This is a genomic window from Pantoea sp. B550, assembly GCF_024158165.1.
Taxonomy (GTDB): domain Bacteria; phylum Pseudomonadota; class Gammaproteobacteria; order Enterobacterales; family Enterobacteriaceae; genus Pantoea; species Pantoea alfalfae.
The window spans coordinates 307,726-320,451 of the sequence record NZ_JAMYXI010000001.1 but is presented as its reverse complement, the minus strand read 5'-3'; the positions used below and the strand labels follow the sequence as shown (position 1 = coordinate 320,451).

The window sequence follows — 12,726 nt, the reverse complement described above, 5'->3', positions numbered from 1 at the left end:
CAGTTACTTACCATCAAAATAGTCAGCAGGCATCTGCCCCGGTGCCTGATTAATGACTTCATCATTATCCGGCCCTTCGTTTTTCATGTAAGTCACTTTCGCAAACTCAGGAATGATCACATAAGGATAGGCCGGGCCTTCGTCGCGGAATCGGTGCATATCTTCAATGAAGTCATTCTGATAGCAGATGGTTTTTTCCGGATGCTGACCTTCTCCGGCAATCCACTGCGGGAAGAAAATTGTCCCGTGAAGCAGGGTACGATTGAGATCAAACAGCAGGCTGACGCAGGTGCCGGTGGGTTCATGCCAGTCTACTTTATAAATGCCGGGTGCAAACTGCACTGCGTGCATTTTCTGGTTAGTCACCCAACGACCGCCCACCAGCCCCTGATGAATACGATAGTCGCAGGTCGTTTCATTGCGGGCGTACCACTCATATTTCCAGCCATTATCGTAGGTATAGACAAAATGTGTGCCAACGAACTGGGAGAGATCGCCGGAGATATCTTCTAAAGATTCTGTAGACATTTTAACCTCTGTTAAATAGCGCATAACCTATGCGCCGATGGATTTAATAAAAGCTAAAGCGCAATTAATCGGTGAATATTGACTATGGCGCAGATTATCGATTTTGCCATAAGCGACCCGGCAGACATTTGATCGTCCCAGTGCTTATCGCTGTCCGTCATCACTCTGACTGGTTTTTAATCAGCGCATAGCAGTTCTGCAACTGAGTAAACTGCATATCGACCTGCGCCAGCTGTGCTGCTCTTCCTGATGTCGTACTTTCTGACTGCCCCAGCTGATAAAGCTGCTCTTCGAGTGGAACTGAACGGCTGAAGTCCTGTGTTATCGTGAACACCATCGATTTCAGTTCCGAGCCGGTGGATACCTGCCTTTGCGCTCATCAAGCATATTCAGGCGGTATGTCAGTGCCTGCAATCTTCCATCCCCTGATGCCAGCCGGATAATGATTCTGTGGGTGTGCATTTCCCATAAGGTGCTGCTGCCACTGCGCTTTAAGCGTCTCTGTTTGGACAGGTCCAGCTCTGGCGGCGAGCACAAAGCCATACACCTGTTGCCACAATGGCGGCAGCTGCGCCAGCGTTGTCAGTACGTGCGCATCGACGATAGCCGGTACGGGGCTGAGCGGCTGCGGGGCGACTTTTAGCAGCTCCACAGACCGCCCGCACCCAGAACCAGCATGGTCAGCATACCCGCAGCGAAAGTCCGCCATGCCCGCCGGAGAGACGCTATCGGGGGTATCACCAGGTTCGCTGACGTCACTGTCAGTGGGAAATGTTGAAAATGGCTTACCCTGCCATGAAACATTTCTGATTTTAAACATTGAGTGATGAGCAGAACCGGGATCAGAAGCGAGTACATTCCATTTACTGACTGAATTATTAATGTTGTTAATTATTTTTGATTTTTACGGATCAGCGCTGGACGGTATTCGTCAAAGAACGCCTTGCGATGGTACAGCCGCATCTGCTCTGCCATATAGTGGATACGTCTTGTGATGAGTCAACGTGATGTTCATTGCTGATCTCAGCGATGAGGGTGTTGCGCCGAGTAAATGCCCGCAGTCATTCCAGATGACAGTGCTAAAGCCACACCTTGTGAATACTCTCAGCAGAGCAAGGAACCCTGATGCGAAGCGATGGAGAGGATGCATGAATTGGAGAAAAATTAAGTTTGCGCGAATGCGGCAGGTAGTGGTTAACGGGAAAGAATTCGAAAATGACAACGAATAATGAGACCCCTGAAAAATCTGACAGACAGGCTCAAATGATAAAAGCCCTGACTGAAATAGTCAGGGCTTTTAAGGTACTACAGATTTAGCATTTAACATTAACTAACTTAATTGATAGGTACTGCTTCGGTACTGCTATTTATGAACAGATCCTGCGGATAATAATGATCACGATACAGAAATGTCACTATTATTAGCGGTTTCAACCACCTGATAGTCTTTCAGGAGACAAAGACAGGTCAGGCCCGTATAAATCTGCACACCCCCATCGCGATATAGACTCTTTGATGCGTTGCCTTACTTTCATTACGACGTTTAAACCGCAATCGTATCCTGTCGTAACGTAACGTTCAGAACTACGAGGCCTTACATCATCGCGACGCGATACTACAAGCGTCCTGTTGCATGCTTTTTGCTACTAACATCCAACTACAGACTTCTTAAAGACTTACTTGGACTCCATTTAACAGGGTTATCATTAACTAACGAACAGTTTCAAAGAACAGTGTTTAACAGAACCACCGACAACTTCAACTGAAACATTTGTCGGCACCTTTACTCATAACGCCTTTGGTTTTTCAGTCTATCAGGGCAACTGCTTGCCGCTGATGAGTCCTACTTTACGGATATGAAAAATGATGTCAACACTGGTTTTAAAAACATGTTTATATTTTCAGTGGAACTCGAGGACTTATATTTTCGTCTGAAAACACATCTCAAATTTATTATCAATGTTAAGAAAAATAAAACCCTGATTTATTAAATACAAATAATTTACACCGTCACTATCAATCTTCTCACTTAATACCCGCAATAAAGAAAGGCGCCCGCAGGCGCCCTCAGAACACAGCATGCTGTAAAACGCTTATTTCGCCAGTTTTGCCAGTAAAACTTTGGCAGTCTCGGCTGAAGAACCTGGGTTCTGTCCGGTAATCAGCAAACCGTCCTGCACAGTGTAGGATTGCCAGTCATCACCACGTGAGTAAAGACCGCCATTCTGTTTCAGCACATCTTCCACCAGGAAAGGCACGACGTCAGTCAGGCCAACGCCCTCTTCTTCGCTATTAGTAAACCCGGTTACTTTCCTGCCTTTTACCAGCGGTGTGCCATCGGCGTTATTCACATCACGCAGAACACCTGGCGCGTGACAAACCAGCGCCACCGGCTTACCAGCCTGCAGGGTTTGCTCAATCAGCGAAATGGAGTGTTTGTCGTTTGCCAGATCCCATAAAGGACCATGACCGCCCGGATAGAAAACGGCATCAAACGTTTCCTGATTAACCGTATCAAGCCTCACGGTCGAAGCCAGCGCGGCCTGAGCTGCAGAGTCCGCATGAAAACGGCGAGTTTCATCAGTCTGAGAATCCGGCTCATCACTTTTTGGATCGAGTGGCGGCTGTCCGCCCTTCGGTGAAGCCAGGGTAATTTCAGCGCCCGCATCCAGGAATGCATAATAAGGTGCCGCAAGTTCTTCCAGCCAGAAACCGGTCTTCTTGCCAGTGGTGCCCAACTCATCATGCGAGGTCAAAACCATTAAAATTTTCATTTATGCTCCGTATAACAGTCAGTCGGTCTCACGTGTAAGGATAGTCAGAACCAGCGCGTGAACCGCTATCTTCTGTGTTGACCCGTTAATCATGGCGCGTTTCAGAATATTTATGAAATTTATTTCTTTAATTTTAGATATTCACATAGAATTATAACTTAATGAAATATGATCTGAATTTACTGCCAGTTTTGCTGGTTATGATAGAAGAGCGCAACGTCACTCGCGCCGCAGAGCGGCTGGGTATTACCCAGCCGGCACTTTCTAATGCATTAAACCGGCTGCGGGAAACGCTCAACGATCCCCTGTTTATCCGCGAGCGCTACGGTATGCGCCCGACACCGAAAGCGGAACAGCTGGCCCAGGTGGTCGGTACTGCCCTGTCATCCATCGACAAGGTGATCCTTGGTCAGCAGGACTTTGATCCGCTGCACGCCACCCGACTCTTTACCCTCGCACCTAACAGCTATGTTGAATTCATCATGATGCCTGCCATTGTGGCGCGTCTTCATGACTGCGCACCCGGTATCAGGCTTCGCCTTACCCCTTTTGGCAACGACGTAACGGAAACCGGCGTAATTTCAGGCAATACTGATATGGTGCTGGGTCGTATCGTTGAACCTCCTGATAATCTGGTTGTGCAGCACCTGATGAATGAAGGTCTGGCATGTGTGATACGCGCAGATCATCCGCTGGTAGGCGAAAACCTCAGCGCAGAACAGTATGAGCAGCTCAAACACGTTAATGTCCTGCCGCCTGGCCGCATGCGCGCAGGTTTATATCAGGCACTTGAAAAGCGCGGCCTGCGTCGGCAGGTTGCCGTGTCAGTGACACATTTTCTGGCTGTACCGGAGATGATTGCGGTCACGGACTACTGCGCGACCCTGCCTCGCCTGATCTGTCAGCATCTTTCCCGAGATCAGCGGCTCAGAATTGTTCCCGCGCCTGTTGATCTCGGCATTTTTCCGGTTGAAATGGGGTGGCATGCGCGCTATCGCGACGATCCTGCACATCGCTGGTTCAGGGGTTTAATTGCAGAAACAGCCCACGCGCTGGCCTACCCTCAAATAAAGAGTTAGCACGCTCACCGCTTCCTGACTAATAGTTAATTTTGATAGGGTTAACAGGGGTTACTACTGTCCCCATCGGAGGCTAATACCCTTGACCTGCTCCCCGTTGATGAGTACACACCAATGTCAGTAATGTCTTCATAAGCCACATGAGGACATCCCCATGAAGAAGCGTTTTTCCTGCGAACAGATCATCAGTATCCTCCGCGAAGCTGAAGCCGGGGTTTCTGCCCGTGAGCTATGCCGCAAGCACGCCATTTCCGACGCCACCTTTTATACCTGACTCAGGAAGTATGGCGGTATTGAAGTGCCCGGGGTTAAGCGGCTTAGTCACCTGAAGACGAGAACGCCCGCCTAAAGAAGCGGCTTGCCCAAGCCATGCTGGATAAGGAGGCGCTTCAGGTGGCTCTGGGGCGAAAGTACTGACGACAGATCAGAAACGGGAAGCCGTTGAGTTTATGTGTGATGCGACCGGTCTGTCGCAACGTCGTGCCTGCAGGCTGACAGGTTTATCCCTGTTGACCTGCCGTTATTCATCCCAGCGTCCGGCGGCTGATGCGCATTTATCAGGGCGCATTACTGAACTGGCACTGGAGCGCAGGCGTTTTGGCTACCGCCGCATATGGCAGTTACTGCGCCGTGAAGGGCTTCTGGTTAATCACAAGCGCGTGTACCGCCTTTATCATCTGAGAGGGCTGGGCGTAAAACGCAGACAACGTCGTAAAGGGCTGGCAACAGAACATCTGCCGCTGCTCCGCCCGGCGGCGCCCAACCTGACCTGGTCGATGGATTTTGTCATGGACGCGCTCGCCACCGGTCGCAGGAACAAGTGCCTGACCTGGGTGGACGATTTCACAAAGGAATGCCTGACGGTCACTGTTGCCTTCCGGATTTCAGGCGTGCAGGTCACGCGTATTCTGTCAGACAGGTCCACAACGCCGTTCGTCTGTGTCAACTTCCTGGCCGCGTGATTGGCAAGTCTGGCCAGCGTCGGTGCAAATCCCACGCCGATTATCAGCCCGGTTTCCTTTCAGATACGCTCGCGCATCTGCTGGCCGAATGTCTCGAGCGGGATAATGCCGCCAATCCCAATAACGTCCAGAAAAGACTCATCAATGGAGTAAACGTCCTGACCCGCAGCCATCTACCCCAGTATGGCCATCATGCGTGCTGACATGTCGCCGTTTATGTGGAACGGGAAATCTACTGAAATTATTGGTGCTTTAAAGTCCGCTATGCGTGAAAGCAGAAGCTCAGGCGTAAACGTTTAGAATTCAGTCAGGCCGGATTCAATCACTTATGCCATAGTGCTTCAGGCTTTGCATGCTCAGCTTTCCTGCTTCAAATACGTCGTGTTCCCAGGCATGTGGGCTGAGCCATTCAGGAGACCATACACCGTTGTAGCCCGTTTTACGTAAGGCTCTGACCCAGCTATCAATGTTCACTTCACCCTGGCCCGGTGCGTAATCACGAAGTACCCACTCATCCCATGCCTCGTCCTTACGAGCAGCGCGACCATCGCAGAAATGGACACCGTAAATCAGGCTGGGATCCATTTTGGCAACTTCGTCCGGATGAGTCTTACCGCCTGCGTGCAAGTGCCAGAAGTCAATAACCAGCCCCACATTATCCCTGCCGCATGCGGCAATTATGTCCAGACCTTGCTGTAATGAATTAAAGGGTGTGAAGGCAACAACTTCAATCTGAAATCTGATGCCAAGAGGTTTACCAATATCGGCTATGGCACAGATGTTATCGTGCAGGATGGTGTTGCGGTTTGTTTCAGTAAGTTCATTGATTTCATCAAGCGCCATGATCTGAACGACAGGACAGGCAAGCTCAGCAGCAGCATGACAAATCATCCTGGCCTCCTGTATAAGTTCAGCACGAGGCTGTGGTTGATAGCGACCGATACGTTTGAGAGCGTTAATACAGGTAATATCAATACCGTTATCCTGCATCAGCTGACGATATTCTGCATAGCTGCCACCATTTTCCAGATAACGAAATATATGTTCAGGCAGTAATTCCAGCCCGGTAAAACCGGCCTCACGAGCAATACGTAATTGCGTCACTGCGTTGCTGTACCATACAGAAACTCCATGTAATGACAGTTTCATTGCATCTCCTCAATCAGAAATATGAAGATGTGAACGGCGAACGCGAAGCTCTCCTTTTTTCCAGAGACCGTCCGGATCCGATTTTCCCAACAGAAGCCGGTTCAGCGCCTCCTTTACAAGCAGGTCAAGACGCTGACTGTATGTAGTAAGTTGCCAGGCAGGGGCCGCAGCTTCATCAATGTCATCAAAACCAACGACTGCAACAGAATCTTTTCCCGAAACACCGCGCAACGCCTCCATCGCTCCCAGGGCGAGTATGTCATTCTCGCAGAACAGTGCCTCAATGCGTTCATGTACTGGCGTTTCAAGCAAATAATGCTTCATCAGGTCATAACCCAGCCGACGATCGTAATGCTCGGCGCTGAATTCGAGTGTCAGTCCAAATCCCTGTGAGGATAATGCATCATGAAACCCCTCCTTACGCTGCAGATGCCCCTCATTACTGCCCGGCCCGGCCATATAGCCAAATTTCTTATGACCCTGCTCCATAAGTAAGCGGGCAATGACCCGTCCGGCCTGGTAGTCGTCAATATTCACGACGTCTATTCCCTGACCCTCAGTATTGCGGCCTACCTGCACCAGCGGTATAGAATGCATATCCAGGGCGATGGCAATGAATTCGGGCGTCAGTGCTGTACCCATAAAAAGAATCCCATCAACCTGGAGCTGATCGGCCAGCGACATTACGGCACTGTAATTATTGCCGGTGATATTCAGAAGCAAAGCCATGTATCCAAAGCTCTGAAGCTGCCGTGTCACCTCGTCCAGCAATAGCATTGAGTGAGGATTTTTTAATTCATCGATCGCCACGCCTACGATGTGCGTACGCTTTTGCGATAACCCCCTGGCAAGTAAATTCGGGCGGTATCCCAGTTCCTGCGCAATCTCCAGAATTCTTCCGCGGGCCTTATCAGAAATGGAGGCACCCGGTGTGAAAGCACGGGAAACCGTCCATTTAGACACTCCAGCGCGGGATGCTACGTCCCGTGCCGTTACCTTCTGACGCTTTGCTGCCTTATTTGTCATAAAAATCCGGTTGTTAAATGCATGCATGCAATTTAGAGATTAAGGAGAATTTAATCTTTTTCAAAGACGTGTGGTTTATCCAGAGTCTGGCTAGAAATTACACCGTAATCAAACTTAATGCACCCGATTGCAAAAAAAATGTGATCCCGTGTGAGTGTTTTTTAAAAGCTTGTTGACTAAATTTTCAGGCTCTTACACATTCGCTACATCTTCTTCAGCCATCATGCCAGGGTGAAAAGATTTTGCATCTGGATGCATTTTTGCACCCGAGAGCAAAATGATTATGGCTTTATCAGACGGCATACGCAGGAGCGGAAATTAACCTGAGCATAAAGCTGTCGCTCTTCACGTCAGGGACCGAACATACTAATTTGCTACAGGATTCAATCATGAAAAAGACTCTCGGTTTACTGATGCTGATAAGCCTGACACTGGCTACGGCGGTTCAGGCAAGAACGGCGCAGGTTGGCGTCGCGCTGGCAAATTTCGACCTTAACTTTGTGTCGATCCTTCGCACACAAATGATGCATGAGCTGGATACGCAGGGCATGAAAGGCCAGTTTTCTGATGCCAAAGGCGATGTTGCGCTCCAGGTACAGCAGATTGATGATTTTATTAATCAGGGGGTAGACGCCATCATACTTAATCCGGTCGACACTCAGGGTGTACTTCCAATGATCCAGGCGGCTAAAAATGCCGGAATCCCGCTGATTTTCGTGAATCGTAAACCAGAAGTGCCGCTGACAGGGGCAATGAGTTATGTGGGATCGGACTCTGCCCTGAGTGGCAAAATGCAGATCGAAGAACTGGCTAAGCTAATGAATTACCGAGGCAACATCGCCATTCTGATGGGTGCACTTTCGAATGAGGAGGCACGCGAACGTACCCGCGCTGTTGAAGAGTTTGTTGCGCAGCATAAAAATATGAAGGTGATTGAGAAACAAACCGCAAAATGGCAGCGAAATGAGGCGGTAGACGTGGTCTCTTCATGGCTGCTTAACGGCAGGTCAATCAATGCGATCGTCGCCAATAACGACGAAATGGCCATCGGTGCCATTATGGCCCTGAACCAGGCGAAGAAAAAAGACGTGATGGTTGCTGGCATTGACGGCACACCTGACGGACTGCAGTTTATTAAAAACGGTGAGATGGTTGTAACTGTTTTCCAGGATGCTAAAGCACAGGCTACCGGTGCCGTAAGAGTGGCAAATGCGCTGATTAATAAGCAGAAGACAGATAATTACCACTGGATCCCCTACCAGACTGTTACCAGAGCCAACTACGAACAATTTATCCAGCAGAACCAGAAGTGATTTTTATTAAACCCATCTTTGCACCCGGGTGCAAAGCGTTAATTCGGAGTATTTATGCTAAACGGTGAAAAAAGTATTTCCCGCCCACTACGCTGGGCCATGATTGGCGGCGGCCGGCTCAGTCAGGTTGGCTATAAACATCGTTCGGGTGCACTGCGCGATAACACTGCCTTCCGGCTTGTTGCTGGCGCATTTGACGTCGATGCCACCCGAGGCCGTGAGTTCGGCATCAACCTTGGCTTACCGGCCGAACGTTGTTATGAGAATTATTGACAGCTGCTATCTGAAGAAGCTAAGCGTGAAGATGGTGTTGAAGTTGTTACTGTTGCCACGCCTAATGGCACGCATTTTGAAATCACCAGAGCTGCGCTTAATGCCGGGATTCATGTTATCTGTGAAAAACCGCTGTTTTTTACCTCGGCTGAAGCGCAGGAAATTAAAGCACTGGCGGCGGAAAAAGGCCTGATCGTGGGCGTTACCTATGGCTTTTCAGGCCATCCATTACTGATGCAGATGCGCGCCATGATTGCTAAGGGCGAAATTGGTGATGTACGCATGGTTGAACTGCAGTACACACATGGATTTAGCGCAACTGATAACGCGGACAAGTTCAGCGATGCGCAGAAATGGCGCGTAGACCCTAAAATTGCCGGTCCGTCATTTGTGCTGGGTGACATCTCAACGCATACCTTTTACATCTCTCAGCTTGTACTTCCTGACCTGAAAATCAAAAGTCTGTTATGCGATCGTCAGAGCTTCATTCCGTCCCGGGCACCACTGGAAGATAACGCTATGGTGCTGATGCATTATGAAAACGGTGCCGTAGGACGCATGTGGGCCTCTGCAATAAATGCAGGCTCAATGGACAGCCAGAGTATTCGCGTTATCGGCTCCCGGGCCAGCCTGGAATGGAGCGATTATAACCCGGGAGAACTGAAATTTGAGGTTCAGGGCCAGCCTAACCAGATGCTGCATCATGGTATGCCCTACCTTGATGAAAGTGCCCTGGCCGATGAGCGCCTTGGGGCATTGCATACCGAAGGGCTGGCTGAATCATGGGCCAACATCTATCTCAAGTTCGCCATTGCCATCAGCGCGACTCAGCGCGGCGACAGTAAAACTCTTGAGGGGCTGGTTTATCCGGACATCAACGCGGGCGCCGAAGGCGTGCGCTGGATTGAAAACTGTGTGCGCTCGGCAGATAGCGGTTCCAGCTGGGTTAACTACGAATAAGGAATGACGATGAAACTCTCTTTCTGTACGGACAGTCTCGGCCACCTGCCTTATGAGCAGATGCTGGACAAGCTGCTTGAGCTGGGTGTTAACGGCGTTGAAATGACTACCGGAGGCTGGTCTTCAGCACCGCATGTCCCAACGGCTGAGCTTCTGGAAAGCGCATCAAAGCGTCAGCAGTTTCTTCACGCGCTTGAAAGCCGCGGCATGACCATCGCGGCTCTGAACGTTTCCGGGAACCCTCTGGATCCGGGAGATTTGGGGAAATGCCACAGACAGGATACTGAAAATGCACTGCGGCTGGCCGGGGAACTGGGTGTAAAAAAAATTGTAATGATGAGCGGCCTGCCTCCGGCCAGTCCGCATGACACCATCCCGAACTGGATCACCTATACCGTCAGCTGGCCACCCACGCTGAAAAACTGTCTGGACTATCAGTGGAATGAGGTTGCTATTCCATACTGGCGGGATCTGGTCGAGCAGGCGAAGACCAGCGGCGTAGAAAAATTTGCGCTGGAGAACTTCAGTTCAATGCTTGTCTGGAATCCGGAAACCCTGTTCCGGCTGCGTGACGCCGTGGGACCTATGGTTGGACTGAACCTTGACCCCAGTCATCTTATCTGGATGGGTGCCGACCCTATCGCTGCCGCCCGCGCACTTGGACCGGCCATACATCACTGTCACGGTAAAGACGTACGCCTTGAGCGTGGACTGGTTAACATCAACGGTCTGCTCGAAACCAAACCGGTTGAGGACGTCGCAAACCGCGCCTGGAACTATGTGGCTGTAGGTTGTGGTCAGGACCTTCAATGGTGGAAAGAGTTCTTCTCGGTCGTACGCATGATGGGCTACAACGGCTGGGTTTCACTGGAGATGGAGGATTTAACCATGTCCGTTGAGGCAGGTGTTACCTCATCAGTTGCTGCGTTACAGCAGACTATCAGTCAGTAGTTTTTCCCCTTAAGGCTGCCGTAAAGCGGCAGCCTTATCAAAAATATGTTCATGCCTGAACAGACCATTAAAAAATGTACCCCACATAGCCTAATCTTCAGATGGAGTAGCCTGATGGAACATTATATTTCGAAAAATCCTGCCTCCGGCCCCAACAGTAAAGTACGAACTGAACCTCTCGTGAAGGTCATTACCGCCATTGCTACTTTAGGCGGTTTGTTGTTCGGTTATGATACCGGCGTGATTTCAGGTGCATTACTTTTTATGGGGCCTGAACTACAGCTAACCCCCTTCACCACAGGTCTGGTAACCAGTTCACTGTTAGTGGGCGCGGCTACAGGCGCGCTGATTTCAGGTGGACTGGCAGATCGCCTTGGCCGTCGTAATATCATCCTTATCCTTGCTGTCATTTTTGCTCTGGGAGCGCTGGGAACAGCCGTTGCGCCTAACCTGGAAGTTATGCTCATTTCCCGCGTGGTTCTCGGACTGGCAGTCGGTGGCGCTGGAAGTACCGTGCCTGTTTACCTGGCAGAAATTGCACCAGCAAACAGGCGCGGACAGCTTGTCACCATCAGCGAATTAATGATTGTCTCCGGTCAGATGCTGGCTTACATCTCGAATTTCGCGCTCAATGCACTCTGGGGTGGCGAAAACACCTGGCGCTGGATGCTGGGCATTGCCACGCTACCGGCAGTCGTTCTCTTTTTGGGTATGCTTTTTATGCCTGACTCTCCCCGCTGGTATGCGCTTAAAGGGCGCTTTGCTGAGGCTCGCCGTATTCTGAGCCGGACACGAGCAAAAGAAGATGTAGATTGGGAAATGATGGAAATCGAAGAAAATTTGTCGGAAGAAGCGCAGCAAAAAGGTTCGTTGCAGGATTTACGTACGCCCTGGATGTGCAAAGTTTTTTTTATCGGTCTCACCTTTGCCTTTTTCCACGCAGCAACGGCCGTTAACAGCATCATGTATTATGCCCCCATTATCCTACAGAATACCGGTATGAGCACGAATGCCTCACTGTTTGCGACCATAGCTAACGGTGTGGTGTCAGTCATCATGGTTCTGATCGGCATTGTTTTGCTGGGTTATATCGGTCGTCGGACCATGGCTGCGATGGGCCAGATAGGGTGCACCTGCTGCCTGTTTCTTCTCGCCGCCATATCGGCTTTTATGCCGGAACATATGGGTAACGATGTCAATCTGTTACGCAGTTATTTCATTCTTGGGGCAATGTTACTGTTCCTCTGCTTCATGCAGGGCTTCTACTCACCTGTTATCTGGCTAATGTTGTCAGAAATGTTTCCGAGTAAAATTCGCGGTATATGTATGGGCGGCGCAGTATGTGCGCTCTGGTGCTCTAATGTCATAATCACTATGTCTTTTCCGGTACTTCTTTCCTCATTCGGGCTTGCCTGCACATTTGGCATCTATGGCATCGTAGGAGTTTTAGGCAGCGCTTTTGTTCTGAAATTCATCCCGGAAACCCGCGGCCGAAGTCTGGAGCAAATTGAGCATTATCTGCGCGATATTTATAAGGATAAAAAAGGAGTGAAGTCGGCACTGTCTGAATAATTCAGATTTATAAATTCACAGAAATATTGCAAAAAATGAGGCATGACATAGCGCTTTTTATGACCTGCTGAACTGCTCCCCGCGATTTAGCATAGCAGGATGAGGGAACGTCAGCTTCTCGCACAAAGTGGAAATGCGT

The 12,726-nt window shown here is 49.9% G+C and carries 9 protein-coding genes and 3 pseudogenes; 6 read left to right on the top strand and 6 right to left on the bottom strand.

Features of this window, described 5'->3' with window-relative positions; genetic code table 11:
* Positions 1–3: 3 nt before the first annotated feature.
* From NIM72_RS01510 to NIM72_RS01495, 4 genes and pseudogenes are all read right to left on the bottom strand, one after another.
* Positions 4–528, bottom strand: a complete 525-nt coding sequence (locus tag NIM72_RS01510; RefSeq protein WP_161736048.1) for a phenolic acid decarboxylase — start codon at positions 526–528, stop codon at positions 4–6.
* 160 nt (positions 529–688) lie between these two features.
* Positions 689–889 (bottom strand): annotated as a pseudogene (locus NIM72_RS01505) (VasL domain-containing protein); the annotation flags it as partial.
* 18 nt (positions 890–907) lie between these two features.
* Positions 908–1,180 carry a hypothetical protein gene (locus NIM72_RS01500; RefSeq protein ID WP_253418078.1) on the bottom strand — a complete coding sequence of 91 codons (273 nt, stop codon included), beginning with the start codon at positions 1,178–1,180 and terminating at the stop codon, positions 908–910.
* A 1,441-nt stretch (positions 1,181–2,621) separates the two neighbouring features.
* A complete protein-coding gene (locus NIM72_RS01495; protein WP_253418076.1) occupies positions 2,622–3,302 on the bottom strand; it encodes a type 1 glutamine amidotransferase domain-containing protein in 681 nt (226 codons plus the stop codon).
* A 161-nt stretch (positions 3,303–3,463) separates the two neighbouring features.
* Between NIM72_RS01495 and NIM72_RS01490 the strand changes: the two genes are divergently transcribed.
* Positions 3,464–4,381, top strand: coding sequence for a LysR substrate-binding domain-containing protein (locus NIM72_RS01490; RefSeq protein WP_253418074.1), 918 nt, complete (start codon positions 3,464–3,466; stop codon positions 4,379–4,381).
* A 154-nt stretch (positions 4,382–4,535) separates the two neighbouring features.
* Positions 4,536–5,292 (top strand): annotated as a pseudogene (locus NIM72_RS01485) (IS3 family transposase); the annotation flags it as partial.
* 369 nt (positions 5,293–5,661) lie between these two features.
* Here NIM72_RS01485 and NIM72_RS01480 read toward each other — a convergent pair.
* Both NIM72_RS01480 and NIM72_RS01475 read right to left on the bottom strand, forming a co-directional pair.
* Positions 5,662–6,492 carry a sugar phosphate isomerase/epimerase gene (locus NIM72_RS01480; RefSeq protein ID WP_253418072.1) on the bottom strand — a complete coding sequence of 277 codons (831 nt, stop codon included), beginning with the start codon at positions 6,490–6,492 and terminating at the stop codon, positions 5,662–5,664.
* 9 nt (positions 6,493–6,501) lie between these two features.
* On the bottom strand, positions 6,502–7,518 hold the full coding sequence (locus NIM72_RS01475) for a LacI family DNA-binding transcriptional regulator (RefSeq protein ID WP_161736044.1): 1,017 nt from the start codon (positions 7,516–7,518) through the stop codon (positions 6,502–6,504).
* A 389-nt stretch (positions 7,519–7,907) separates the two neighbouring features.
* On the opposite strand from NIM72_RS01475, the gene NIM72_RS01470 reads away from it, so the two are divergent.
* The 4 genes and pseudogenes from NIM72_RS01470 to NIM72_RS01455 all read left to right on the top strand — a co-directional run bounded on the left by NIM72_RS01470 (position 7,908) and on the right by NIM72_RS01455 (position 12,587).
* Complete coding sequence (locus NIM72_RS01470; RefSeq protein WP_122889438.1) at positions 7,908–8,831, top strand: substrate-binding domain-containing protein; 924 nt, start codon at positions 7,908–7,910, stop codon at positions 8,829–8,831.
* 54 nt (positions 8,832–8,885) lie between these two features.
* Positions 8,886–10,064 (top strand): annotated as a pseudogene (locus tag NIM72_RS01465) (Gfo/Idh/MocA family protein).
* A gap of 9 nt (positions 10,065–10,073) precedes the next feature.
* Positions 10,074–11,015 (top strand): sugar phosphate isomerase/epimerase, encoded by a 942-nt coding sequence (locus NIM72_RS01460; RefSeq protein ID WP_253418070.1) that lies wholly within the window; start codon positions 10,074–10,076, stop codon positions 11,013–11,015.
* A 114-nt stretch (positions 11,016–11,129) separates the two neighbouring features.
* Positions 11,130–12,587, top strand: coding sequence for a sugar porter family MFS transporter (locus NIM72_RS01455; protein WP_161736042.1), 1,458 nt, complete (start codon positions 11,130–11,132; stop codon positions 12,585–12,587).
* Positions 12,588–12,726: the final 139 nt, after the last annotated feature.